Source organism: Caballeronia zhejiangensis (genome assembly GCF_022879815.1).
GTDB classification, from domain to species: domain Bacteria; phylum Pseudomonadota; class Gammaproteobacteria; order Burkholderiales; family Burkholderiaceae; genus Caballeronia; species Caballeronia zhejiangensis.
Window position 1 is genome coordinate 2512465 of the sequence record NZ_CP084283.1, and the last position, 24541, is coordinate 2537005.

General features: G+C 63.2%; 21 protein-coding genes. 2 read left to right on the forward strand and 19 right to left on the reverse strand.

Annotated elements, in window-relative coordinates:
• The first annotated feature begins 8 nt into the window (after positions 1-8).
• Positions 9-494, forward strand: coding sequence for a DciA family protein (locus tag LDZ23_RS12000; RefSeq protein ID WP_008342974.1), 486 nt, complete (start codon positions 9-11; stop codon positions 492-494).
• Positions 495-539: 45 nt separating this feature from the next.
• On the opposite strand, the gene lpxC is transcribed toward LDZ23_RS12000, so the two are convergent.
• The 18 genes from lpxC to coq7 form a co-directional block, all read right to left on the reverse strand.
• Positions 540-1457 carry a UDP-3-O-acyl-N-acetylglucosamine deacetylase gene (lpxC, locus tag LDZ23_RS12005; protein WP_008342975.1) on the reverse strand — a complete coding sequence of 306 codons (918 nt, stop codon included), beginning with the start codon at positions 1455-1457 and terminating at the stop codon, positions 540-542.
• Between the two features lie 264 nt (positions 1458-1721).
• Positions 1722-2225 (reverse strand): peroxiredoxin, encoded by a 504-nt coding sequence (locus LDZ23_RS12010; RefSeq protein WP_175982744.1) that lies wholly within the window; start codon positions 2223-2225, stop codon positions 1722-1724.
• A 285-nt stretch (positions 2226-2510) separates the two neighbouring features.
• Positions 2511-3722, reverse strand: a complete 1212-nt coding sequence (gene ftsZ / locus LDZ23_RS12015) for a cell division protein FtsZ (protein ID WP_008342979.1) — start codon at positions 3720-3722, stop codon at positions 2511-2513.
• A 117-nt stretch (positions 3723-3839) separates the two neighbouring features.
• Positions 3840-5072 carry a cell division protein FtsA gene (gene ftsA, locus LDZ23_RS12020; RefSeq protein WP_008342980.1) on the reverse strand — a complete coding sequence of 411 codons (1233 nt, stop codon included), beginning with the start codon at positions 5070-5072 and terminating at the stop codon, positions 3840-3842.
• Between the two features lie 26 nt (positions 5073-5098).
• Complete coding sequence (locus tag LDZ23_RS12025) at positions 5099-5851, reverse strand: cell division protein FtsQ/DivIB (RefSeq protein ID WP_008342982.1); 753 nt, start codon at positions 5849-5851, stop codon at positions 5099-5101.
• A 34-nt stretch (positions 5852-5885) separates the two neighbouring features.
• Positions 5886-6827 (reverse strand): D-alanine--D-alanine ligase, encoded by a 942-nt coding sequence (locus tag LDZ23_RS12030; protein ID WP_008342984.1) that lies wholly within the window; start codon positions 6825-6827, stop codon positions 5886-5888.
• Positions 6828-6849: 22 nt separating this feature from the next.
• Positions 6850-8244 carry a UDP-N-acetylmuramate--L-alanine ligase gene (gene murC, locus LDZ23_RS12035; protein ID WP_034471448.1) on the reverse strand — a complete coding sequence of 465 codons (1395 nt, stop codon included), beginning with the start codon at positions 8242-8244 and terminating at the stop codon, positions 6850-6852.
• Positions 8245-9363, reverse strand: a complete 1119-nt coding sequence (gene murG, locus LDZ23_RS12040) for an undecaprenyldiphospho-muramoylpentapeptide beta-N-acetylglucosaminyltransferase (protein WP_175982743.1) — start codon at positions 9361-9363, stop codon at positions 8245-8247.
• Positions 9360-10637: a putative lipid II flippase FtsW gene (gene ftsW, locus LDZ23_RS12045; RefSeq protein ID WP_008342990.1), complete on the reverse strand. Its 1278-nt coding sequence runs from the start codon at positions 10635-10637 to the stop codon at positions 9360-9362. The genes murG and ftsW overlap by 4 nt, the downstream gene beginning before the upstream one ends.
• On the reverse strand, positions 10634-12145 hold the full coding sequence (gene murD / locus LDZ23_RS12050) for a UDP-N-acetylmuramoyl-L-alanine--D-glutamate ligase (protein ID WP_034471444.1): 1512 nt from the start codon (positions 12143-12145) through the stop codon (positions 10634-10636). Before murD ends, ftsW begins: the two co-directional genes overlap by 4 nt.
• 30 nt (positions 12146-12175) lie before the next feature.
• Entirely contained in the window at positions 12176-13345 is a 1170-nt protein-coding gene (gene mraY / locus LDZ23_RS12055) for a phospho-N-acetylmuramoyl-pentapeptide-transferase (RefSeq protein WP_008342993.1), read from the reverse strand.
• 22 nt (positions 13346-13367) lie between these two features.
• The gene (locus LDZ23_RS12060) at positions 13368-14798 is read right to left on the reverse strand and encodes a UDP-N-acetylmuramoyl-tripeptide--D-alanyl-D-alanine ligase (RefSeq protein WP_244807650.1); all 1431 of its coding nucleotides are present in this window, start codon (positions 14796-14798) and stop codon (positions 13368-13370) included.
• Positions 14795-16339 carry a UDP-N-acetylmuramoyl-L-alanyl-D-glutamate--2,6-diaminopimelate ligase gene (locus tag LDZ23_RS12065; protein WP_244807651.1) on the reverse strand — a complete coding sequence of 515 codons (1545 nt, stop codon included), beginning with the start codon at positions 16337-16339 and terminating at the stop codon, positions 14795-14797. Before LDZ23_RS12065 ends, LDZ23_RS12060 begins: the two co-directional genes overlap by 4 nt.
• Positions 16336-18192, reverse strand: a complete 1857-nt coding sequence (locus tag LDZ23_RS12070; protein WP_008342998.1) for a peptidoglycan D,D-transpeptidase FtsI family protein — start codon at positions 18190-18192, stop codon at positions 16336-16338. The genes LDZ23_RS12065 and LDZ23_RS12070 overlap by 4 nt, the downstream gene beginning before the upstream one ends.
• Positions 18189-18533: a cell division protein FtsL gene (gene ftsL / locus LDZ23_RS12075; protein WP_008342999.1), complete on the reverse strand. Its 345-nt coding sequence runs from the start codon at positions 18531-18533 to the stop codon at positions 18189-18191. The genes LDZ23_RS12070 and ftsL overlap by 4 nt, the downstream gene beginning before the upstream one ends.
• Positions 18530-19471, reverse strand: coding sequence for a 16S rRNA (cytosine(1402)-N(4))-methyltransferase RsmH (rsmH, locus tag LDZ23_RS12080; protein ID WP_008343001.1), 942 nt, complete (start codon positions 19469-19471; stop codon positions 18530-18532). Before rsmH ends, ftsL begins: the two co-directional genes overlap by 4 nt.
• 28 nt (positions 19472-19499) lie before the next feature.
• Positions 19500-19928, reverse strand: a complete 429-nt coding sequence (gene mraZ, locus LDZ23_RS12085; protein WP_008343002.1) for a division/cell wall cluster transcriptional repressor MraZ — start codon at positions 19926-19928, stop codon at positions 19500-19502.
• 391 nt (positions 19929-20319) lie between these two features.
• Positions 20320-20976 carry a 2-polyprenyl-3-methyl-6-methoxy-1,4-benzoquinone monooxygenase gene (coq7, locus tag LDZ23_RS12090; RefSeq protein WP_034471434.1) on the reverse strand — a complete coding sequence of 219 codons (657 nt, stop codon included), beginning with the start codon at positions 20974-20976 and terminating at the stop codon, positions 20320-20322.
• A 461-nt stretch (positions 20977-21437) separates the two neighbouring features.
• On the opposite strand from coq7, the gene LDZ23_RS12095 reads away from it, so the two are divergent.
• The gene (locus LDZ23_RS12095) at positions 21438-22613 is read left to right on the forward strand and encodes a porin (RefSeq protein WP_008343007.1); all 1176 of its coding nucleotides are present in this window, start codon (positions 21438-21440) and stop codon (positions 22611-22613) included.
• A 128-nt stretch (positions 22614-22741) separates the two neighbouring features.
• Here LDZ23_RS12095 and LDZ23_RS12100 read toward each other — a convergent pair whose 3' ends face one another.
• The gene (locus LDZ23_RS12100; RefSeq protein ID WP_244807652.1) at positions 22742-24415 is read right to left on the reverse strand and encodes a long-chain fatty acid--CoA ligase; all 1674 of its coding nucleotides are present in this window, start codon (positions 24413-24415) and stop codon (positions 22742-22744) included.
• Positions 24416-24541 lie beyond the last annotated feature (126 nt).

The window sequence follows — 24541 nt, forward strand, 5'->3', positions numbered from 1 at the left end:
ATACAAAAATGAGCCGCTTTTCTACGAATTCAAGATCGGGTTTCGATCCGCGGCGGCCGCAAGCCGTCGCCGACGTCCTCGATCGCACCGATGCGTTCCGCGCGTTGCGCGCGGGCGTCGAGCAAGTGGCGGCGCTGCAGCGCGATCTGAGCTCGCTTTTGCCGGATTATCTGGCGTCGAACGTGGAACCGGGTTTCATCAAGGACGGAGTCCTCGCGCTTTTCGCCGCGCACAACGCGCTGGCGGCGCGGCTGCGGCATATCGAGCCGCGTCTGCTTTCCGACCTGCAACAACGCGGCTGGGCCGTCAACGCGCTGAAAATCCGCGTCCGTCCGCAGCCGATGAAAGAATCCGCGCCGCCGAAGCAGGCGCGCATGTCGGCGGCGGGCGCATCGGCGCTGCATGATCTGGCGGCCTCGCTCGAGCCGTCGCCTCTACAGGAAGCGCTCGCGCGGATGGCGGCGCGGCATCAGGCGCGCGGACAAAAAAAATGAGCGGCGCCCGGCCGCTCATTCTTGTTCATCCGTTGAGGCTTTCAGTTAAGCAAACGCCGTCTGCGTGTCGAAACCGAAACCGCGCGGTGCGGTTTTCGTATCTTCAAATGTGACGATTTCATAAGCGTCTTCGTTCGCGAGCAACTCACGCAGCAGCATGTTGTTCATCGCGTGACCGCCCTTGTACGCCTTGTACGACGCCAGCAACGGACGGCCGACCACGTACAGGTCGCCGATCGCGTCGAGCATCTTGTGCTTCACGAATTCGTCGTCGTAACGCAGGCCGTCATTGTTGAGGATGCGGTACTCGTCGAGCACGATCGCGTTGTCCATGCTGCCGCCGCGCGCGAGCCCCAGTTCGCGCATCATCTCCACTTCATGCGCGAAGCCGAACGTGCGGGCGCGCGCGATTTCACGCACATACGACGTGGTCGCGAAATCCACTTCGAGCGCCTGACCGGTCTTGTCGACGGCCGGATGGCGGAAATCGATCGTGAAGCTCAGCTTGAAGCCGAAATACGGTTCCAGGCGCGCGAATTTGTCGCCGTCGCGTACTTCGATGGGCTTCGTCACCTTGATGAATTGCTTCGGCGCGTTCTGCTCTTCGATACCCGCCGATTGAATCAGAAACACGAACGATGCCGCGCTGCCGTCCATGATCGGGATTTCCTCGGCGGTCACATCGACATACAGATTGTCGATGCCGAGGCCCGCGCACGCCGACATCAAATGCTCGATGGTCGAGACGCGCGCGCCGTCCTTCTGCAGCACGGAAGCGAGACGCGTGTCGCCAATCGCCATCGCGGACGCGGGAATATCGACCGGCTCGGGCAGGTCGATACGCGAAAAGACGATGCCCGTCCCGATCGGCGCTGGGCGCAGGGTCAGGTCGACCTTGCGGCCGGAATGGAGCCCGATCCCCACGGTTTTGACGACGGTCTTGATTGTTCGCTGCTTCAACATGATGTTCTTTCCGATTCAAGATCCTATAAAGGAAATTAATCGTGCGTTAAATTCTAATAGGTCGAATTATACTCCATTCGCCGCATGCCGTCCTGATCCAGGTGGTATCAACTGTTTCCCTGTGTTACGCCAAGGCGAAGGATTTGTGAAGTAGAACGGGCCGATGGCCGGAATGGAGGCATTTCCGGTCATCGGCCCCAAATTGCAGCTCAATGCGAGGGCGCTTCAAGCGTTGCGCGCGGGCAACGCGGCGCGCCGCTGCACTCAGCGCAACGTCGCCAGGATACTGCGAGCGTCGCTGACTTCGAACTTGCCGGGCGCTTCGACATTCAGCGTCTTGACCACGCCGTCGTCGACCACCATCGCGTAGCGCTGGGAACGGATTCCCATGCCACGCTCGGACAAATCCTGATCCAGTCCGAGTGCCTGAGTGAAACGCGCACTGCCGTCCGCAATCATCTTCACCTTGCCCGCGGTTTGAAGATCGCGTCCCCACGCGTTCATGACGAACGCGTCGTTGACGGAAACGCACCAGACTTCGTCGATGCCTGCCGCGGACAAATCCGCCGCCGCTTCGACATAGCCGGGCACGTGTCTGGCGGAGCACGTCGGCGTGAACGCGCCCGGCAATCCGAAGATCACCACGCGCTTGCCTGCGCTCCGCTCGCGCACCGGGAACGCATTCGGTCCCACGGCACAGCCCTCGGTGGCCTCGTCGATGAACTCGAAGAGACGCACGTCGGGCAACGTTTCACCCACTTTGATCATGCTCGGTCCTTCCCTCATCAGTGCTCGCGGACATCCTCGCGATCGCATCGTCCCGCAACCGCGCCGAAAGTCTGCGCAGCGATTTCGGCTTCACTCTGCCTTCCTCGACGTCAGGGGCAGATTCGTGGAGGTCGGCTGGCCACGGCCCGGCGTCCATTTTGCATCAGGACGCGGCCTTGGACAGTCGCCCCACGCGAAGCCTGCGTCGTGCGCGCCGGACGTTCAGCGCGTGCACGCGGTGTGCCGCTTCGTCACGAACTCAGCAGCAAATAACGTGCGCTTCGCTCAGTCCGCCTGCTTGCGCAGGAACGCCGGAATGTCGTAAGTATCGACGCCTTTTTCCTGCAGCGCCTGCACGTGCGAAGCCGCCGTTTCACGCGTCGAGCGCCACACTGCCGGCGTGTCGAGCTGACCGTAATCCGTCGTGCTCTGACCGTGCTGCGTACCGTACGAATTGTGCGCGGCGGCGTGATGCGCGTGTGCGACCGGCTGATTGTCGGTGCCCGTGCGCAGGAGGGTCATCGGCGCTTGCTGCTGCTTCTTCGCCGCGCGGCCCAGGCCCGTCGCCACCACCGTCACGCGCAGCGCGTCGCCCATCGCGTCGTCGTACACGGCGCCGAAGATGACCGTTGCATCGTCGGCTGCGTAGGACTTGATGGTGTTCATCACTTCACGCGTTTCCGACAGACGCAGCGAACGGCTCGACGTGATATTCACCAGCACGCCGCGCGCACCCGACAGATCCACGCCTTCCAGCAGCGGACTCGCGACCGCCTGTTCCGCGGCGAGACGCGCGCGATCGACGCCGGCAACCGTCGCCGTGCCCATCATCGCCTTGCCCTGCTCGCCCATCACCGTCTTCACGTCTTCGAAGTCGACGTTCACGAGGCCATCGACGTTGATGATTTCAGCGATACCGGCGACAGCGTTGTTCAGCACGTCGTCCGCGCACTGGAAGCACTTGTCCATCTCGGCGTCATCGCCCATCACCTCGAACAGCTTGTCGTTCAGCACGACGATCAGCGAGTCGACGTGATCCTCCAGTTGCTGCGAGCCCGCTTCCGCGACGCGCATGCGGCGGCCGCCTTCGAACTCGAACGGCTTGCTCACGACGCCAACGGTGAGAATGCCCATTTCCTTGGCGATCTGCGCGACCACCGGCGCCGCGCCCGTGCCCGTGCCGCCGCCCATGCCCGCGGTGATGAACACCATGTGCGCGCCGCGCAGTGCGTCGGCGATACGCTCGCGCGCGTCTTCCGCCGCTTCCTTGCCCTTCTCCGGCTTCGCGCCAGCGCCGAGACCGGTCATGCCCAGTTGCAGAACCGCCGGCGCGCGCGAACGGGCGAGCGCTTGCGCGTCGGTGTTCATCACGATGAAGTCGACGCCCTGCACGCCGCGGTTGATCATGTGCTGAACCGCGTTGCCGCCAGCACCACCAACGCCCACGACCTTGATGATCGTTCCGTTGGTTTCCGTTTCCAGCATTTCGAAATCCATGTTGCCTCCGTCAAGAATGAAGATCGGCGTTATTCGACGAGAGATCGGGCAACCCCTTGTCGCGCACCAGCCGCCGGTACCGGCGCGAAATTCTTTTTGTTGCGTGTTGCGTATTGCTTAGAAATTCCCGAGGAACCAGTCTTTCATCCGCGAGAAGACTTGTCCCATCGAACCGTTCTGTACCGCGACCTTGCGGCCGCGCATGCGTTGCGAGCGTCCTTCGGCGAGCAGGCCCATTGCCGTCGAATAGCGCGGATTGCGCACGACATCGGCAAGGCCGCCCGCGTATTCCGGCACGCCGATGCGCACCGGTTTCAGGAAGATGTCTTCGCCGAGCTCGACCATGCCGGGCATCATCGCCGCGCCGCCGGTCAGCACGACGCCGCTCGACAGCAGTTCTTCATAGCCCGACTCGCGCACGACCTGCTGCACCAGCGAGAACAGCTCTTCGACGCGCGGCTCCACGACCGCCGCCAGCGCCTGCCGCGACAGCGTGCGCGGACCGCGCTCGCCCAACCCCGGCACTTCGATCATTTCGTCCGGATCAGCGAGCGCCTGCTTCGCGATGCCGTAGCTCACCTTGATGTCTTCCGCATCCGGCGTCGGCGTGCGCAGCGCCATCGCGACGTCGCTCGTGATCTGATCGCCCGCGATGGGAATCACCGCCGTATGTCGGATCGCGCCTTCGCTGAAGATGGCGATGTCCGTCGTGCCGCCGCCGATATCGACGAGCACCACGCCCAGTTCCTTCTCGTCCTCGGTCAGCACCGCAAGCGACGACGCGAGCGGCTGCAGAATGAGGTCGTTCACTTCGAGGCCGCAGCGGCGCACGCACTTCACGATGTTCTGCGCCGCGCTCACCGCGCCCGTCACGATGTGCACCTTCACTTCGAGGCGGATGCCGCTCATGCCGATCGGCTCGCGCACATCCTCTTGCCCGTCGATGATGAATTCCTGGGTGAGGATATGCAGCACCTGCTGATCGGTCGGGATGTTGATCGCCTTGGCCGTTTCGATCACGCGCGCGACATCCGCCTGCGTGACCTCCTTGTCCTTGATCGCGACCATCCCGCTCGAATTGAAGCTGCGGATATGGCTGCCCGCGATCCCGGTGAATACGTTTGTGATCTTGCAATCCGCCATCAGTTCGGCTTCTTCGAGCGCGCGCTGGATGGATTGCACCGTGGCCTCGATATTGACCACGACGCCCTTCTTCAACCCCTTCGAGTCGCTCTGACCGAGTCCGATTACCTCGTAGTGGCCTTCGCCCTTCAATTCGGCGACGATCGCGACCACCTTCGACGTTCCGATGTCGAGGGAAACCAGCAGGTCTTTGTAGTCTTTGCTCATAGCGTGCTCATGCCTGTGATGTCTGCTTACTTCTTGGCCTTGTCGGTGTCGTTGATGAAGCGCATGTTCGCGGCTCGTATGGCAAAGCCGTTCGGGTACCGCAAATCCGCATATTCGATGTCCTTCCCCCAGCGTCCCGTGACGGACGGCCACGACGCGACGAAACGCTTGCAACGGTCGTTCAGCGTGTCCTGATTACGCTCGCGTCCGAGTTCGACCTGCGTGCCGTTCGACAGCTTGACCGTCCACGCGAAGCGCGGCGACAGCGTGACTTCTTCCGGCTTCGCGTCGAGCGGCGCGAACCACTTCTCGAAATCGTGATACCGCGCGACCACTTCCTTCGCCGTGCCCTCGGGGCCGTCGAACGCGGGCAGATCGTCGTCGAGTTCGCCCTGATTCGCGGTGAAGAGATCGCCGTCCACGCTCACCAGTTGATCGTTCCCCCACGTGCCGAGCGGCTTGTATTCCTCGAGCGTCACCGCGAGCGCGTTCGGCCATACGCGGCGCACGCTCGCGTGGCGCACCCACGGCACCTGCTCGAACGCGGCGCGCGCCGCATCGAGATCGACCGTGAAGTAGTTGCCCTTCAGATGACCGATCACGCTTGCCCGCACGACCGGCGAGCTGATGTGCGCCGTATCCCCGTCGATCTGAATCTCGCGCAGGCGAAACTCGGGACGCTGGATCGCCCAGTACCCCGCGGCGCCGAGAAGCAGCAGCACGAGCACGACGTGCAGCCCGTTGGCGGCGAGGTTGAGTTGGCGAACGTTGTTCCACATGGTTTCGCTTGTTCGTGTCCTGTGTGTGATCGACCTAGTTCTTCAGCGTGAGCGACAGCACTTTCACGACGAGATCCTTGTAGCTGATGCCGACCGCGCGCGCGGCTTTCGGCGGCAGAGAGTGATCGGTCATGCCGGGCGCCGTGTTCACCTCGAGGAAATACGGGTTGCCGTCCGAGTCGAGCATGAAGTCCGCGCGACCCCAGTCGGTGCAGCCGAGAATCTCGAAGGCGCGCTTCGTCAGCTGCTTCATGCGCGTTTCTTCGGCTTCGGTCAGGCCGCACGGAATCAGGTATTGCGTGTCGTCCGCGACGTACTTCGCGTGATAGTCGTAGAACTCGCCCGCCGGCACGATCTTGATGACCGGCAAGTCGAGATCGCCCGCGATGCAGCACGTAAATTCGCCGCCGCCCTCGATGCTCTTCTCGACGATCACGATCTTGTCGTAATTCACCGCTTCTTCGAGCGCGGGCACGAGCGTCTCCGCGCTCTTCACCTTGATGACCGCGACGCTCGATCCTTCGCTCGCCGGCTTGACGAAGAGCGGCAGCCCGAGCTTCGCGATGATGTCCTGCGCGCGCGCCGCGTAGTCTTCGCCGCGAAAGACGGTTTCGAACGGCGGCGTGGGAATGCCGGTCTGCTGCCACACGAGCTTCGTGCGCAGCTTGTCCATGCCGAGCGCCGAGCCGAGCACGCCGCTGCCCGTATAGCGGATGCCGTAGAAATCGAGCGCGCCCTGCAGTTGCCCGTTCTCGCCGTAACCGCCATGCAGCGCGATGAACGCGCGCACGAAGCCTTGCGCCTTCAGATCCGAAAGCGGATGCCGCGCCGGATCGAACGCGTGCGCGTCGATGCCCGCCTCGCGCAAGCCTTCGAGCACGAGGCGCCCGGAATTGAGCGAGACCTCGCGTTCGGCGGAATTGCCACCGAGCAGCACCGCGACTTTGCCGAAGACTTTCGGATCGATTTGATTCACTTGATTGCTCATGGTCTTGCTCTTACTGAGGCTGGGGGTTAGCCAGCTTGCCGCACACTCCGCCGATGGAACCCGCGCCCATGGCGATCACCACGTCGCCGTTGCGCGCGATGGTCGTCACCGCGTCGGGCACTTCGTCGATCGTCTCGACGAACACCGGCTCCACCTTGCCCGCGACGCGGATCGCACGCGCGAGCGCGCGGCCGTCGGCGGCCACGATGGGCGCTTCGCCGGCGGCGTAGACATCGGTGAGCACGAGGGCGTCGACCGTCGACAGCACTTTCACGAAATCCTCGAAACAGTCGCGCGTGCGCGTATAGCGATGCGGCTGGAACGCGAGCACGAGACGCCGCCCCGGAAACGCGCCGCGCGCCGCCGCGATCGTCGCGGCCATTTCGACCGGGTGATGACCGTAGTCGTCGATGAGCGTGTACGCGCCTTCGCCGCTCGCCGCGCTCACTTCGCCGTAACGCTGGAAGCGACGGCCTACGCCGTTGAATTCAGCGAGCGCACGCTGGATATCGGCATCCGCGACTTCGAGTTCAGTCGCGATCGCGATTGCCGCGAGCGCGTTCTGCACGTTATGCGTGCCCGGCAGATTCAGCACGATGTCGAGCGACGGCGCGTCTTCACGCAGCGTCGTGAAATGCATGCGGCCGTCGCGCGCCTCGACGTTCACCGCGCGCACTTGCGCTTCCGCGCCGAGACCGTAGCGGATGATCGGCTTCGACACGAACGGCAGGATTTCGCGGACGTTCGGATCGTCGACACATAGCACGGCAATGCCGTAGAACGGCAGCCGATGCGTGAACTCGATGAACGCCTGCTTGAGCCGCGCGAAGTCGTGGCCGTAGGTGTCCATGTGATCGGCGTCGATGTTCGTGATGACTTCGATCACCGGGAAAAGATTCAGGAACGAAGCGTCCGACTCATCGGCTTCAGCGACGATGAAATCGCCCGTGCCGAGACGCGCGTTCGCGCCCGCGCTGTTCAGCCGCCCGCCGATGACGAAGGTCGGATCGAGCCCGCCCGCCGCCAGCACGCTCGCGACGAGCGAAGTCGTCGTCGTTTTGCCGTGCGTGCCAGCGATGGCGATGCCCTGCTTCAGGCGCATGAGTTCCGCGAGCATCACGGCCCGCGGCACGATCGGCACGCGGCGATGCCGCGCCGCGAGCACTTCTGGATTGTCGGGACGCACGGCCGTCGAAACGACCACCGCATTCGCGCCTTCGATGTTCTGCTCGTGATGACCGATCTCGACGCGCGCGCCAAGCGCACGCAGACGCTCGGTGACCGCGCCGTTCGAAAGATCGGATCCGCTCACGTGATAGCCGAGATTGAGCAGCACTTCGGCGATCCCGCTCATGCCCGCGCCGCCGATCCCGACGAAATGTATATGTTTGACGATGTGCTTCATTTAGTGTGCCTCCCGAGCTTGCGCGTCGAAACGCGCGCCGGCCACGTCGGCGCAAATGCTCGCGACTTTTTCGGTCGCGTCCGGTTTCGCCAGCGCGCGCGAGCGCTCGGCCATAGCCGCGAGCGTGTCGCGCGTCTGTACGCGTAACCAGTCGGCGAGCTTTTGCGCCGACAGATCGCGTTGTTGTATCAGTTCAGCCGCGCCGTTCTTCGCGAGGAACGCGCCGTTGGTCGTCTGGTGATCGTCGACGGCGAACGGGAACGGCACGAAGAGCGCCGCCACGCCGACCGCGGCGATTTCCGAGACGGTCATCGCGCCCGACCGGCAGATGACGAGATCCGCCGATGCATACGCGCTCGCCATGTCTTCGATGAACGGCACGAGTTGCAGGTCTTCACCGCGCGTGAGACCCGCAGCCGCGTAGTTCGCTTCCAGTGCTTCGATATGCTTCGCGCCCGCCTGATGCACGATGCGCGGGCGCTCTTCCGATGCGAGCATCGCGAGCGCCTTGGGCACGGTTTCGTTGAGCGCGGCAGCGCCGAGACTGCCTCCGACGACGAGCACGTTCAGGCGTCCCGAACGCGCGGCGTAGCGTTCTTTGGGTGGCAATGCGCTCGTTAGTTCCGCACGGATCGGATTACCGGTCCATTCTGCATTCGGCAGAGCATTGGGAAACGCGACGAGCACGCGCTTTGCGAGATGCGCGAGCACCTTGTTCGCGAGCCCCGCGATGGAGTTCTGTTCGTGCAGCACGAGCGGGCAGCCCGCGAGCTTCGTCATGATGCCCGCCGGAAACGTGATATAGCCGCCCATGCCGAGCACGACGTCCGGCTTCACGCGGCGCAGCGCGGCGAGGCTTTGCGAACATGCGCGCAGCAGATTCACCGGCAACATCAGCTTGGTCTTGATGCCCTTGCCGCGCACGCCGCCGAAGCGCACGTATTCCATCGGAATGCCGTGCTTCGGCACGAGCGTCGCTTCCATGCCGCTCGCATTGCCGAGCCACACGACGCGCCAACCGTGCGCCTGCATCCAGTGCGCGACCGCGAGCCCCGGGAACACGTGGCCCCCGGTGCCGCCCGCCATCACCATCAAGGTGCGGTCGCGTTGCGCGGTCATACTTTTCCTCCGCGCATCAAGACGCGATTTTCGTAATCGACGCGCAGCAACACCGCCAGCGCGACGCAGTTCAGCAAAATGCCCGAGCCGCCGTAGGAGACGAGCGGCAGCGTGAGACCCTTGGTCGGCAGAAGACCGAGATTCACGCCCATGTTGATGAACGTCTGCGCGCCGAACCAGATGCCGACGCCCTTCGCCATCAGACCGGCGAACGTGCGATCGAGCGCAAGCGCCTGACGGCCGATCTCGAACGCGCGGCGCACGATCCAGTAGAACAGCAGGATCACGCAGATGACGCCGACGAAACCGAGCTCCTCGCCGATCACCGCGAGAATGAAGTCGGTATGCGCTTCCGGCAGATAGTTCAGCTTCTCGACGCTGCCGCCCAAGCCGACGCCGAACCACTCGCCGCGCCCGAACGCAATCAGCGAGTGCGTCAATTGATACGCCTTGCCTTGCGCGTAACGGTCGTCCCACGGATCGAGGTAAGCGAAGATCCGCTCGCGACGCCACGGCGACAGCCACACGAGCATCGTGAACGTGCCCACCGCCGTCAGCACGAGGCCGCCGAACAGCTTGCCGTTGACGCCGCCGAGAAACAGCACGCCCATCGCGATCGCGGCGATCACCATGAACGCGCCCATGTCGGGCTCGAGCAGCAAGAGCGCACCGACCGCGCCGACCGCGACCGCCATCGGCAGAAAGCCCTTGCCGAAGCTGTGCATGAATTCCTGCTTGCGCACGGTGTAGTTCGCGGCGTAGATCGTCACCGCGAGCTTCATGATCTCCGACGGCTGCATGTTCGTGATGCCGAGCGGAATCCAGCGGCGCGCGCCGTTCACGCCTTTGCCGACGTGCGGAATCAGCACGATGATGAGCATCGCCAGCGCGACGAGAAAAAGCTTCGGCGCGTACTTTTCCCACGTCTTGATCGGAATCTTGAACGCGATGGTCGCGCCGACGAGCGCCGTCGTGATCGAAACGAGGTGACGCACGAGGAAGTGATAGTCGCGATAGCTCGCGTACTTGGGCGAATCCGGCATCGCGATCGACGCCGAGTACACCATCACGATGCCCAGGCCGAGCAGCGAGATCATCACCCACAACAGCGAATAGTCGTAGTCGAGCATGCGCGAGCGCGCCGGGCGCACGCCGTTGACCGCGCTCGAAATGCCGCCGCGCGTGCCCGAATTCGAGCGGCCCGCGAGCGAGTCGCCGGGCATGGCGTTGCGCTGTCCGGTGAGTTTCGATCCGAAGCGTTCCGACCAGCTCATAGCATCACTCCCCGCGCGGCGGCGATATCTTCGACCGCGCCGCGAAACACGTCGGCGCGATGTGCGTAGTTCTTGAACATGTCGAGGCTCGCGCACGCGGGCGAAAGCAGCACGGCGTCGCCGGCTTCCGCGATTTTCGCGGCGGCGTTCGTCGCTTCCTCGAGCGTCGCGTGATCCTGCAATTCGACATTCGTCGATGCCAGCGTTTCGCGGATGCGTGCCGCGTCGCGGCCGATCAGCATCACGGCGCGCGCCCAGCGTGCGACCGGCGCTTCGAGCGGCGAAAAGTCCTGGCCCTTGCCGTCGCCGCCGGCGATCAGCACGACGCGTTGCGCGAGGCCGTCGAGCGCGGCGACCGTCGCGCCGACGTTCGTGCCTTTGCTGTCATCGACATAATCGACGCCGTCGATCTGCGCGATCACTTCGACGCGATGCGGCTCGCCGCGATACTCGCGCAAGCCGTGCAAAAGCGCCGCCAGCGGCAGATCGATCGCGCGAGCCAGCGCCAGCGCTGCGAGCGCGTTCGCCGCGTTGTGCAGACCGCGGATGCGCAGCGCGTCGACGGGCATCAGACGCTTGGAAACGAGGTTCGGCTCGGCCTCGTCCTTCTTGCGGCGACGCGAAGTCGCAGTCTCTTCCGACGCGTCCTGATCGATGCCAACGACGAGCCACTGCATGCCGTTATCGCGCAGCAAACCGTAGTCGCCGACATTCAGCGGCTCGTTCAGTCCGAACGTCACGACGCGATGTTGCGCGACGTTCGCCGCGAGCTTCATGACGCGGCTGTCGTCGCGGTTCAGCACGCGCGTCGTGGCCGGGCCGAAGATGCGCCCTTTCGCGGCGGCGTAGGCGTCGAGGCCGCCGTGCCAGTCGAGATGATCCTGCGTGATGTTCAGCACCGCGGCGGCATCCGGTGCGAACGTATGCGCGGTTTCGAGCTGGAAACTCGACAGTTCGAGCACCCAGACATCGGGCAGCGCGGTCTGGTCGATGGCTTCGGTCAGCTTGTCGAGCATCGCCGGGCTGATGTTGCCCGCGACCGCGACCGACTTGCCCGCGCGCTCGCACAAGAGGCCGGTGAGCGCGGTCGTGGTGGTCTTGCCGTTCGTGCCCGTGATTGCGATGACTTTAGGCGCATAGCCGTTCGCGCCGAGTCCGGCGAGCGCCTGCGCGAACAGTTCGAGTTCGCCCCAGACGGAAATGCCGCGTTCTTTCGCTGCAGCGATCAGCGGCGCGAGGTCATCCGCGAGCGGCGACAGCCCCGGGCTGATCGCGACGAGTTCGATGCCGCCATCGAGCAACGCGGGCGTGAACGCGCCGCCGACGAAATCCGCATCGATCTTGTGGATCGCGAGTTCGGAGAGATTCGGCGGCGCTTCGCGCGTGTCGGCGATCCGCAGGCGGCAACCGTGCCTGGCGCACCAGCGCGCCATCGCCAGACCGGATTCACCCAGCCCAAGCACGAGCACCATCGGACTTTGCCGACCGATAAACTTCTCGCCAAACATCGCTTTACCTTTTACCGAAACTTGAATGAATCAACGCAACTTCAACGTCGACAGACCGAACAGGCACAACATCAACGTGATGATCCAGAAGCGCACCACGACTTGCGTCTCGGTCCAGCCGGACAGCTCGTAATGGTGATGCAGCGGCGCCATCTTGAAGAAACGGCGGCCTTCGCCATAACGGCGCTTCGTGAACTTGAACCAGAAGACCTGCAGCATCACGGAAAGCGTTTCCGCGACGAACACGCCGCCCATGATGAACAGCACGACTTCCTGACGAACGATCACCGCGATCGTGCCGAGCGCGCCGCCGAGCGCGAGCGCGCCGACATCGCCCATGAAGACCTGCGCGGGGTGCGTGTTGTACCAGAGAAACGCGAGACCGGCGCCACCCATTGCGGAACAAAAGATCAAAAGCTCGCCCGCTCCGGGAATGTGCGGGAACAGCAGGTACTTCGAATAGACCGACGAGCCCATCACATACGCGAACGCGCCGAGCGACGCGCCGACCAGCACGACCGGCATGATGACGAGGCCGTCGAGGCCGTCGGTGAGATTCACGGCGTTGCTCGACCCGACGATGACGAAGTAGGTCATCGCGATGAAGCCCCACACGCCGAGCGGATACGTGATCGATTTGAGGAACGGCAGCATCAGGTCGGCGCGCGCGGGCAGGCCCATCGAGAGGCCGCTGCGCACCCACGCCATGAAGAGATCGAACACGCGCGCGTTGTTCGCTTCGGACACGGAAAACGCGAGATACACCGCCGCGAACAGGCCGATCACCGATTGCCAGAAATACTTCTCGCGCGACGACATGCCGCGCGGATCCTTGTGCACGACCTTCCGATAGTCGTCCACCCAGCCGATCACGCCATAGCCGAACGTGACGAGCATCACGATCCACACGAAACGGTTCGTGAGATCGGCCCACAGCAACGTGGAAATGGCAATGCCGATGAGGATCAGCACGCCGCCCATCGTCGGCGTGCCGGACTTCACGAGATGCGTCTGCGGGCCGTCCTTGCGCACGGCCTGGCCGACCTTGAGCAAGGTCAGCTTGCGGATGACCCACGGGCCGCAGACGAGACCGATCAGAAGCGCCGTTGCCGTGGCGCCCACCGCGCGGAACGTGATGTAGGTGAACACGCGCATGAAGCTGGCGTCATTCTGAAGCCATTGCGCGAGTGCGAGTAGCATGCTGGTCCTTCTCTTCAGTGAATCAATGTGCAGCGGGCGCATGGCCCGCTGCGGGTTGTTGTGGACTCGTCAAGGCATCCACCACGCGCTCCATCTTCATGAAGCGCGAGCCTTTGGCGAGATACGTGGCCTTGTTGCCGTAGCCTGCCTGTTCGAGCGCGGTGAGCAGTTCGCGGACATCGGCGAAATGCTGCGCGGTTTGCTTCGATGCGGCCGCGTTGAATGCGTTCACCGAATCGACGCTCGCGGCGCCGAGCGCGAAGAGCGCATCGATGCCGCACTCCGCCGCATACGCGCCGACTTCGCGATGAAACGCCGGACCTTCCTCGCCGACTTCGCCCATGTCGCCCATCACGAGCACGCGGGGCGTTGCCTGCGATGCGAGCACGTCGATCGCGGCGCGCATCGAATCGGGATTCGAGTTGTACGTGTCGTCGATGACGGTCGCGCCGGCGAGCGCGCCGAGCATCGCGCGCTTCACCTGCAAGCGGCCTTTAACCGGCTGGAACGCTTCGAGACCGCGCTTGATGACGTCGAGCGAAACGCCTGCGGCAAGCGCTGCCGCGGTCGCCGCCATTGCGTTGCGCGCGTTGTGTTCGCCGAGCACGTTCAGCGCGATGTCGACCGCGCCCTGCGGCGTTTGCATGTGGACCGTCGTGCCTTCGAGCGTACCGGTGACGGCGGCCTGCGATGCATCGGCGGTCAGCGCGAAATCGATGATCGCGTTGCCGGTCGCGGCCGTGCGCCAGAAGACGGCGTACTGGTCGTCGGCGGGAAACACGGCCGTGCCGGTATCGCCTAGCGCATGAATGACCGATGCGTGCTCGAGCGCGACCGCTTCGACCGTCGCCATGAATTCCTGATGCTCGCGCTGCGCGTTGTTGACGACGGCGACATCCGGCGCGGCGATCTTGCCGAGCACTTCGGTTTCGCCCGGATGATTCATGCCCAGTTCGACGACCGCGAGCTTGTGCGACGCCTTCAGGCGAAACAGCGTGAGCGGCAAGCCGATGTCGTTATTGAAGTTGCCCGCGGTCGCGAGGCGCGCTTCCTCGCCGACCGCAGCCGCGAAGATCGACGCGATCATCTCCTTGACCGTCGTCTTGCCGTTGCTGCCCGTGACCGCGACGAGCGGCATCGTGAAGCGCTTGCGCCAGCCGTGCGCCAACGCACCGAGCGCCGCGCGCGTGTCCTTTACCTTGATGACCGGAAGTGGCCAGGCACCGGAGTTGCTCGGGTCGCGTGACACGAGCGCAGCAGCCGCGCCGCTCTTCGCCACCTGATCGAGGAAATCATGCGCATCGAAGCGATCGCCCTTCACCGCGACGAACAGATCGCCGGCCTGCACGCCGCGGCTGTCCGTGACGACGCGCGCGATGGCGATACCCGCATCGCCCTTAAGGACGGCGCCGGGAATCATCGCGGCGGCTTCGCGCAAAGTGAACATCGTCATTCGCCGCCTCCGCGTTGTTGTGTGGCGCGTGCGGCCAGAGCGAGACGCGCGTGATCCTGATCCGAGAACGCGCGCTTCTTGCCCATGATTTCCTGCGTGGCTTCGTGCCCTTTTCCGGCGAGCACGACGACGTCCTCGCGCGCCGCACTTCGTATTGCTTGCAGAATCGCGCTCGCGCGGTCTTCGACGCGGCGCGCCTTCGCGGCTTCGCTCATGCCGGCGGCGATTTGATCGATGATCGCGACGGGATCTTCGCTGCGCGGGTTGTCGCTCGTGATGACGACCTGATCCGCGAGGCGTTCGGCGATTTCGCCCATCAGCGGACGCTTGGTGGCGTCGCGGTCGCCGCCGCAGCCGAACATGCAGACGAGCTCGCCGCCGCGCGCCTCGGCGATCGGGCGCAGCGCGGTGAGGGTCTTGTCGAGCGCGTCGGGCGTGTGCGCGTAGTCGATCACGACGAGCGGCTCGTCGCTCTGAATGCGTCCGCCGAGACGCTCCATGCGGCCGTTGACCGATTCGAGCTTTTCGATGCGCGCGATGGCGGCATCGAACGGCACGCCCACTTCGAGCAGCACGCCGAGCACGGAAAGCAGATTGCTCACGTTGAACGTGCCGAGCGTGCCGACTTCGACATCGGCTTCGCCCCAGTCCGACGACAGATGAAACGCAGTGCCGGTCGCAGTCGCGCGGACTTGCGTTGCGAGCAGGAACGCGTCGGCGCTCGGCGCGGCATCGGCGGGCATCTCGACGCCGTAGGCAATCGTCCGCACCTTGCCGCGCAGCGATTCGATCAGACGCTGACCGGCCGCATCGTCGCGATTGACGATTGCCGTCTTCAGCGACGGCCACGCGAAAAGACGCGCCTTTGCCGCTTCGTACGCCTCGAACGTGCCGTGGTAGTCGAGATGATCCTGCGTGAGATTCGTGAAGATGGCGATATCGAAATCGACGCCGTTCACGCGCCCCTGATGCAGCGCATGCGACGACACTTCCATCGCGACGCCTTCCGCGCCCTGAGCTTTCAATTGCGCAAGATTGCGCTGAAGCTGCGGCGCGTCGGGCGTGGTGAAGCCGCTATGCACCAGTTTGCCCGGCATGCCGATGCCGAGCGTGCCGACGATCGCGCACGGACGGCCGAGCGCGGAGAGCGCAGTCGCGATCCATTGGCTGCACGAAGTCTTGCCGTTCGTGCCCGTCACGCCGACGGTAAGCATCGACGCGGTCGGCTCGCCGTACCACGCGGATGCGATCGGGCCCGCGAGTTCGTTCAGCGCCTTCACGGCGAGCGTCTTCGACGCGTCCGGCTTGCCCGCGAAATTCTCCGGCTGATAGAGCGCCGCAGCCGCGCCTGCGGCGAGCGCGGCGTCGAGATACGGACGGTTGTCCGCGCCGTCGACCGCATAGGCTAGAAACACGTCGCCGCTTTTGAGCGAGCGCGTGTCGGCGTGCAATTGCGCCTCGGGCTGCGCGTGGGCGCGCAGCCATTGAACGGCTTGTGATACGTCCTTTTGCATCTTGCTCTGTCGGGTTTGCGCGCTCATCGCACGACTCCCGGGTGCGTCTTCGTATTGCTCGACACCGCGAATTTCTTCGCGGTATTCGCGTTGTTCGTATTCGCCGGCTGCTTGGCGGCCGCTTGCGTGGCGGAGTTCGAATCGTCCGTCACGACCATTTGCTTCACTGGCATATCGGGCGGCACGTTCAGCGCGCGCAAGGTATCGCCGACGATGCCCGAGAACACCGGACCCGACACCTGACCGCCGAAGTGGCTGCCGACCGTCGGTTCATCCACCGATACGGCCACGACGATGCGCGGATTCGGCATCGGCGCCATGCCGACGAACGATGCCCGGTACTTCGAATGGTCGTAGCCGTGGCCCGCATGCTTGTACGCCGTGCCCGATTTGCCGCCGACGCGATAGCCGGCCACCGCCGCATCCGGCGACGTGCCGCCCTTCGACACGACGGTTTCGAGCATCGCACGCACTTCGCGCGCGGTAGTCGGCGAAAACACTTGCTGACCGAGCGGCGGCTGATCGCCCGCCGTGCGGAAAATCGAGACCGGCAGGATCTTGCCGTCGTTCGCGATCGCCGTGTACGCGCGCCCGAGCTGGAACAGCGACACGGACAGGCCGTAGCCGTACGACATCGTCGCCTGCTCGATGCGTCGCCAGCTCTTCCACGGGCGCAGACGCCCGGTCACGGCGCCCGGAAAACCGACTTTCGGCGCCTGACCGAGCCCGATGCTCGTGTACATGTTCCACATTTCCTCGGGACGCAATTGCATCGCAATTTTGGTCGCGCCGATATTGCTCGACTTCTGAATCACGCCGCCGACGGTGAGCGTGCCGAAGCCAGAATCGTCCGTAATGCGGGCGCCGTCGAGCACGAACACGCCGCCGCCCGTTTCGACGAGCGTATTCGGCGTCACCCGATGCAGATCGAGCGCGAGCGAAACGGTGAACGGCTTCATGATCGAGCCCGGCTCGAAGGTGTCCGTGAGAATGCGGTTGCGCAACTGCTCGCCGGTCATCCGCGAACGATCGTTCGGGTTGTACGTGGGATAGTTGACGAGCGCGAGCACTTCGCCCGTCTTCACGTCGATGACCATTGCCGCGCCGGCCTTCGCCTTCGTCTTCTCGACGGCGGCCTTCAGGTTCGTGTACGCGATGTACTGAATCTTGCTGTCGATCGAAAGTTCGACGTCCGCGCCGTTGTGCGGCACGACTTGCTCGTCGACGTCCTCGACGATATGGCCCATGCGGTCCTTGATGACGCGGCGCATGCCCGGCGTGCCGGCGAGGACGTTCTGGTCGCCGAGTTCGACGCCTTCCTGTCCCTTGTCTTCAATGTTAGTAAAGCCGATCAGGTGCGCGGTGATTTCGCCTTCCGGATAGAAGCGCTTGTATTCGCCGCGCGAATAGATGCCGGGAATGTCGAGCGCGGCGACCTTCTGCGCGACTTCGAGCGGCACCTGGCGCTTCACATAGACGAAGGTCTTGTCCATCGAGAGCTTCGCGCGAAGCTCTTTTTCCGGCATTTCGAGAAGTTTGGACAATTGCGCGAATTTGTCCGCGCCGAGATCGTTCGGCACGGCTTCGGGAATCGCCCAGATGGCCTTCACCGGCAAACTCGTTGCGAGCACGAGGCCGTTACGGTCGCGAATCTGCCCGCGCGTCGCAGGCATTTCGAGCGTGCGCTGATAGCGGCTTTCGCCCTGTTTCTTGAAGAACGCGTTGCCCGGGCCTTGAATCCAGAACGCGCGCCCGGCCAGCGCGACGAACGCCATGAATAGCAGGAACACGACGAGCTTCGAGCGCCACATGGGCAGGCGCACGGCGAGAAGCGGATTCGGCGTGTGAGCGATGTCTTTCTGCTTCGCGGACTTTTTCATCGCTTGGCTCCGCGTGCAGGCGGCGCCGACGCCGGCAGCGGCGGCGGCATGGGTGCGTCGGCGGCCTTGTTGGCGGCCGTGTCGTAGGTGAGATATTGCGTTCGGCCGGTCGTCACGGGCTGCATTTTCAGTGAGTTGGTGGCCAACTGCTCGATGCGCGATGTCTTCGACAACGCGCTCTGCTGGTACTGCAACTGCGCGTAATCCTGTTGCAGTTGACGCTCTTGCGATTGCGCCCTTTGCAAGTCGATGAAAATCTCCCGCTGCTGATTGGTGGAGCTGACGACCGACAGCGCGCACCCGAGCACGATGATGAGCAGGAAGATATTGAGGCGATTCATGGCGCGATCCGCTCGGCGATACGCATCACCGCGGAACGGGCGCGCGGGTTATCGGCGACTTCGGCATCACTCGGAAACACGCGGCCGACCACGCGCAGCGGCGGGCTGGGAAGATCGACCGCGCGGATCGGCAAACGACGGTCCACCGCCGGCGCGCTCGCGTGCGCCTGCATGAACCGCTTGACGATCCGGTCTTCGAGTGAATGAAAGCTGATCACGACCAGCCGCCCCCCTTGCTCCAACAATGCCAATGCCGATTCGAGTACTACCTGCAGCTCCGCAAGCTCTTGATTGACGTGAATCCGTATAGCCTGAAAGGTGCGAGTTGCCGGGTCCTTGCCCTTTTCACGGGTTTTGACGACGTGACCCACGATTTCGGCAAGCTCGCGCGTGCTGTCGAGAGGCCCAAGACGGTCGGACTCTGCCCGGCGAGCAACAAGCGCCTTTGCAATCTGAAAAGCAAACCGTTCTTCCCCATAATCTCTGATGACCTCCGTGATTTCCTGCACCGTGGCACGCGCGAGCCACTCTGCCGCCGACTCGCCCCGAGTCGGGTCCATCCTCATGTCGAGCGGACCTTCTGCGCGGAAGCTGAAGCCGCGCTCCGGGTCGTCCACCTGCGGCGACGACACGCCAAGGTCCAGCAACACGCCCGACACCCGCCCTACTCCGCGCTCGCTCGCCGCGTCGCGCAACGCCGCGAAGCTGTCGTGCACGATCGAAAAGCGCGAATCCTGAATCTGTTGCGCCGTGGCGATCGCGAGAGGATCCTTGTCGAAGGCGATCAGCCGCCCCGCGTCACCCAGTCGCTGCAAAATCGCCCGGCTATGACCGCCGCGCCCGAAAGTGCCATCTATATAGATGCCGTCCGCGCGCGTGAGCAGCCCGTCTACCGCTTCCTTCAGCAGCACCGTGCGATGCTGCAGTTCATTTCCCATCGCAGGAGCCATGTTGTTCAGCGCCGCGTCAGAAAGTGAAATTTTTCAGCGCGTCGGGCATGCCCTGCGCCATGGCCGCGGCTTCCTTCGCCGCGTAAGTCTGCGAGTCCCACAACTCGAAGTGCGCGCCCATGCCGAGCAGCGTCACTTCTTTTTCCAGCGACGCGGCAGCGCGCAGCTCGGGCGAGACCAGCACGCGCCCGTTGCCGTCGAGTTCGACATCCATTGCATTACCGAGAAAGATGCGCCGCCACCACATGGCTTCCATCGGAAGCGCGGCGACCTTGGCGCGGAAGACTTCCCACTCCGGGCGGGGAAAGAGCAACAGGCATCCATCCGGGCTCTTCGTGAGCGTCACCCGGCCTTCTGCCTGCCCTTGCAGCGCTTCCCGATAGCGCGACGGAACCGACATCCGCCCTTTCGCATCGAGCGTCAGCGCCGACGCCCCTTGGAACACTCGCCCTTCTCCCCGTTTTCGGACGCCCACCACGACGCCCGTCCCTCTCCAGTTTTGCTCGAAAATGGGTTGTGAATCACACAAAAGACCACTTTCTCACACTGTCTCCCACTTTAGAGGAACGCATTTCCTCGGTCAAGACGCGCACCTTTTTTTCGAGTGCTTTTTATTTGCTAGAACAAGGACTTAGCGCAGGAGCTTGAAGTAACGGCAAAAGAGAAAACCGTTATGAATTAGAGAGCTAGTGCGGGATGTGAAGGTAGTACGTGAAAAGAGCAGGCGAAATGAGGGAAATGTAACGGTTCTTACAGCCGTTTTTTGATTCGATGATGAGTTTCGGCGGCGAATGCCTCGCTCGACCCGGCAAGCGAGCGAACGAGGATTTGTCACACTATATGTAATAGGCCGTGCGCGTCATGACTTTGGAAGCTGCGCGCATCAACGCGCGCACCGGAAACGGAACCTCGCTCCCACCAGCGCCGATGGCTGCTGCGGCGTGCGCGCTTTCATCGAGACGCATTTGCTCGACGATCGCGCGGGATGCGTGATCGTTGACGGGCAAGGTCTTCATGTGGCCATCGAGATGCTGCTCGACCTGACGCTCGGTTTCGGCCATGAAGCCGAGACTCGCGCGATCGCCGAAGCGCCCCGCGACGAAACCGATCGCCAGCGCACCCGCGTACCACAACGGGTTCAGCAGGCTCGGCCGCGATTCCAGATCTTTCAGCCGCGTCGATGTCCACGCGAGATGGTCTTCCTCTTCACGCGCCGCTCGCTCGAAACTGGCCTTGAGCTCGGGCGAGCTTGTGGCGAGCTTCTGCGCCTGATAAAGCGCTTGCGCGCAGACTTCGCCAACGTGATTCACGCGCATCAGTCCGGCCGAATGGGCGCGTTCTTCTTCGGTGAGTTGCGATTGTTCCGAGAGGACATCGCCGGTCGCGTCCAGAGGCGACATCGTCGATTCAGGAATCGGACGCGACATGCGGCTCACGCCCGTCATGGACCGCAAGCCTCGATCGAATTCGCTGATGACTTCATCGAGCGTCATGGTGTCACCTCTCTCTTCATGGTCCGCAGACGGAGCGGACGCTCGCGGAAAACGCGAATTTTAGCGCACATCGACTGGCGCCGAAGGGGCGCGGGCTTGCCGGATACCGCGTTCAGCGGCCACGGAGCATGTGCGATTTCTCCGGATTACAGGCTCGAAGTCTGATCGCGAATATGGCACCAACCTGACACCGTCGACCGCCGATCGCCCCTTATGAAGCACCTGTTTTGGTAATTAGGGCAAACACGGGTCGCAAATATCCTGCAAAACCAACATTTTAGCGCCTGTTGCGTAAACGTCACATGAGTCCGGCGGACCAGCCCCTTTTCCTTTGTCCGTTAAAGCCTCTTTGTTACATTACGTGTCACCTTCGTTAAGAAGCAGGCAGGGACCGTCAACACACTGGCGCTAAGAACAGTGACCTTGCCAAAAGTCGCAAACACTCCTTGGAGATTCAATCAATGAAAAAGTCGCTTCTCGCTCTCGCCGCACTGGGCGCATTCGCAGGCGCCGCACATGCGCAGAGCAGTGTGACGCTGTACGGCATCATCGACGCTGGCTTCGCGTACAACAACAACAGCAACGGCCAAAAGCTGTACTCCATGAACAGCGGCAACCTGCAAGGTAGCCGTTGGGGCCTGCGCGGCACGGAAGACCTCGGTGGCGGTCTGAAGGCCATCTTCGTGTTGGAAGGCGGCTTCAACGTGTTCAACGGCCAGCTGGGCCAAGGCGGCGACCTGTTCGGCCGCCAGGCTTATGTCGGTCTGGGCTCGACGCAATTCGGTACGGTCACGCTGGGTCGCCAGTACGACTCCGTGGTTGACTACACCGGCGCATTCGAAGTCGGTAGCCAGTGGGCGTCGTACTTCGGCGCGCACCCGGGCGACCTGGACAACATGAACAACTCGAATCGCGTGAACAACGCGATCAAGTACACGAGCGCGAACTACGCCGGCTTCACGTTCGGCGGCCTGTACAGCCTCGGCGGCCAAGCTGGCCAGTTCAACCGCAACCAGATCTGGTCGGTTGGTCTCGGCTACTCGCAGGGTCCGCTGCAATTGGGCGCGGGCTACTTGAACGTCAAGGACCCGAACTACTCGTTCTTCGGCAACAACGCCACGAGCCGCAACGCTGCCACGACGCCTACGGCTTCGAACATGTCGAGCCGCGTGTACTCGGGCTTCGCATCGGCCAAGACGCAGCAAGTCATCTCGGCTGGCGGTGCTTACACGTTCGGCGCAGCGACCATCGGCGCGACGTATAGCAACACGCAGTTCAAGGACGTCAACAACGAAGCAGGCGCTGGCCTGAACCCGGCTGGCTACACGGGCGGCTCGGGCAAGTTCCATAACGCCGAAATCAACTTCAAGTATCAGCTGACCCCGGCCCTGCTGCTGGGCGTGGCATATGACTACACGAAGGGTTACGGCCTGGCCGATGCCAAGTACCACCAAGGCATGCTCGGCGCGGACTACTTCCTGTCGAAGCGCACGGACGTGTACATCGACGGTATCTACCAGCACGCAAGCGGCACGGATTCGTTGAACCGCCCTGCGGTTGCGAACATCAACGGCCTGTCGGCGTCGTCGACGTCGAACCAGGTTGCCGCTGTTGTCGGTATCCGCCACAAGTTCTAATAAGGTCGTAACAAAGCAGTACGCACTGAAAGGCGCCTTCGGGCGCCTTTTTTTCGTTCCGCTGCGGGCAACAAAAAAGCCTTCGCATCTCGCGACACGAAGGCTTTTCGCTTTGGACGATGCAGCCGCTACGCGCGGCCGTCGCGCAATTCGCGCCGCAAGATCTTGCCGACATTGCTCTTCGGCAACTCGTTGCGGAACTCGATCGTGCGCGGACGCTTGTAGCCGGTCAGCCGTTCCCTGCAGTACGCGATGACATCCGCTTCCGTCAGGCTCGCATCCTTGCGCACGATGAAGAGCTTCACCGCTTCGCCCGACGCCTGATCCTTCACGCCCACCGCGGCAACTTCGAACACGCCGGGCAGCATCGCGACAACATCTTCAATCTCGTTCGGATACACGTTGAAGCCGGAGACGAGAATCATGTCCTTCTTGCGATCGACAATCTTCACGTAGCCGCGCTCATCGAGCACGCCGACGTCGCCTGAGCGGAAGAAGCCGTCGGGGGTCATCACCTTCGCGGTTTCGTCGGGACGATTCCAGTAGCCCGCCATCACCTGCGGGCCGCGAATGCAGATCTCGCCGGGCTGGCCGAGCGGCACTTCGTTGTTGTCGTCGTCGCGGATGGAGATTTCCGTGGACGGAAGCGGCAAGCCGATCGTGCCCGTGTATTCGGTCGCCGTCACCGGATTGCAGGTCACGCACGGCGAGGTTTCGGACAAGCCGTAACCCTCGACGATCGGCACGCCGGTCGCCGCGAACCAGCGCTTCGCGACGGCTTCCTGCACGGCCATCCCGCCGCCGTTCGCAGCGATGAGCTTCGAGAAATCGAGCTTGTTGAAGTCTGGATGATTCAACAACGCGTTGTAGAGCGTGTTGACGGCCGGGAATGTGTTGATGGGAACGCCCTTCAGTTCCTTGATGGTTCCGGCGATATCTCGCGGGTTCGGTATCAGCACGCCAAGGCCGCCGGTACGGATCGTGAGCATGCCGCAGACCGTCAGCGCGAAGATGTGATAAAGCGGCAGCGCGACCACGCAAACGAACTGATCGATGTCGGGACGGCGCTTGCGGGCCGGGTCGAGCCACACTTCTGACTGCAGCGTGTTCGCGATCAGATTGCGATGCGTGAGCGTCGCGCCTTTCGCGACGCCCGTCGTGCCGCCGGTGTACTGCAGGAACGCGACGTCATCGGGACTTTGGGTGACCGGCTGGAGCGTGCCGCGGCCGCCTTCGCTCAGCGCGTCATTGAATCGGACGCTGCCAGGCAGTTTCCACTCTGGCACCATCTTCTTCACGCTGCGCACGACGAAGTTGACGAGCACCCCTTTCAAACCCATGAGATCGCCCATCGCCGCGACGACGATATGTTTGATCGCCGTGTTCTTGACGACCGCCTGCAACGTGCCGGCGAAATTCTCCAAAATGACGATTGCTTCCGCGCCGCTGTCCTTGAGCTGATGCTCGAGTTCGCGCGGCGTGTAAAGCGGATTCACGTTGACGACAATGTAACCCGCGCGCAATACCGCCGCGATCGCGATCGGATACTGCAGCACGTTCGGCATCATCAGCGCGACGCGCGCGCCCGGCTTCATTCCTCGCTTCTGGAACCACGCGGCCAGCTTTCTCGACATCGCGTCGAGTTCGGCGTACGTGATCGCCTGGCCCATGCACACGAACGCGCGGCGATCGCGATTCGCGCGAAAGCTGTCCTCGAGCAGCTCCGAAACGGACCGATACGCGGATGGATCGATCTCCGCAGGCACGCCGGCCGGGTAAGACTTCAGCCAGAGTTTCTCCATACGGCGTCTCCTTTATATGATTTTAGAATGATCGTGCGGAAACGAGATCCTAGCTTTTCGGCCGGTCTCCGACAATCGGGTTAGACGCCTTCCACCAAACCCGTCCGAGTCCGCCGCTCCGAAGCT

Excerpts from the sequence above, each read along its gene's own strand:
- LDZ23_RS12070 (WP_008342998.1), bottom strand. The coding sequence starts at position 18,192 with ATGAAAAAGTCCGCGAAGCAGAAAGACATCGCTCACACGCCGAATCCG.
- LDZ23_RS12010 (WP_175982744.1), bottom strand. The coding sequence starts at position 2,225 with ATGATCAAAGTGGGTGAAACGTTGCCCGACGTGCGTCTCTTCGAGTTC.
- murC (WP_034471448.1), bottom strand. The coding sequence starts at position 8,244 with ATGAAGCACATCGTCAAACATATACATTTCGTCGGGATCGGCGGCGCG.
- ftsA (WP_008342980.1), bottom strand. The coding sequence starts at position 5,072 with ATGAGCAAAGACTACAAAGACCTGCTGGTTTCCCTCGACATCGGAACG.
- lpxC (WP_008342975.1), bottom strand. The coding sequence starts at position 1,457 with ATGTTGAAGCAGCGAACAATCAAGACCGTCGTCAAAACCGTGGGGATC.
- LDZ23_RS12065 (WP_244807651.1), bottom strand. The coding sequence starts at position 16,339 with ATGAGCGCGCAAACCCGACAGAGCAAGATGCAAAAGGACGTATCACAA.
- rsmH (WP_008343001.1), bottom strand. The coding sequence starts at position 19,471 with ATGGGAAATGAACTGCAGCATCGCACGGTGCTGCTGAAGGAAGCGGTA.
- ftsL (WP_008342999.1), bottom strand. The coding sequence starts at position 18,533 with ATGAATCGCCTCAATATCTTCCTGCTCATCATCGTGCTCGGGTGCGCG.
- coq7 (WP_034471434.1), bottom strand. The coding sequence starts at position 20,976 with ATGACGCTCGATGAAGTCATCAGCGAATTCGATCGAGGCTTGCGGTCC.
- LDZ23_RS12025 (WP_008342982.1), bottom strand. The coding sequence starts at position 5,851 with ATGTGGAACAACGTTCGCCAACTCAACCTCGCCGCCAACGGGCTGCAC.
- mraY (WP_008342993.1), bottom strand. The coding sequence starts at position 13,345 with ATGCTACTCGCACTCGCGCAATGGCTTCAGAATGACGCCAGCTTCATG.
- ftsZ (WP_008342979.1), bottom strand. The coding sequence starts at position 3,722 with ATGGATTTCGAAATGCTGGAAACGGAAACCAACGGAACGATCATCAAG.
- murD (WP_034471444.1), bottom strand. The coding sequence starts at position 12,145 with ATGTTTGGCGAGAAGTTTATCGGTCGGCAAAGTCCGATGGTGCTCGTG.
- murG (WP_175982743.1), bottom strand. The coding sequence starts at position 9,363 with ATGACCGCGCAACGCGACCGCACCTTGATGGTGATGGCGGGCGGCACC.
- LDZ23_RS12095 (WP_008343007.1), top strand. The coding sequence starts at position 21,438 with ATGAAAAAGTCGCTTCTCGCTCTCGCCGCACTGGGCGCATTCGCAGGC.
- LDZ23_RS12060 (WP_244807650.1), bottom strand. The coding sequence starts at position 14,798 with ATGACGATGTTCACTTTGCGCGAAGCCGCCGCGATGATTCCCGGCGCC.
- LDZ23_RS12100 (WP_244807652.1), bottom strand. The coding sequence starts at position 24,415 with ATGGAGAAACTCTGGCTGAAGTCTTACCCGGCCGGCGTGCCTGCGGAG.
- LDZ23_RS12000 (WP_008342974.1), top strand. The coding sequence starts at position 9 with ATGAGCCGCTTTTCTACGAATTCAAGATCGGGTTTCGATCCGCGGCGG.
- ftsW (WP_008342990.1), bottom strand. The coding sequence starts at position 10,637 with ATGAGCTGGTCGGAACGCTTCGGATCGAAACTCACCGGACAGCGCAAC.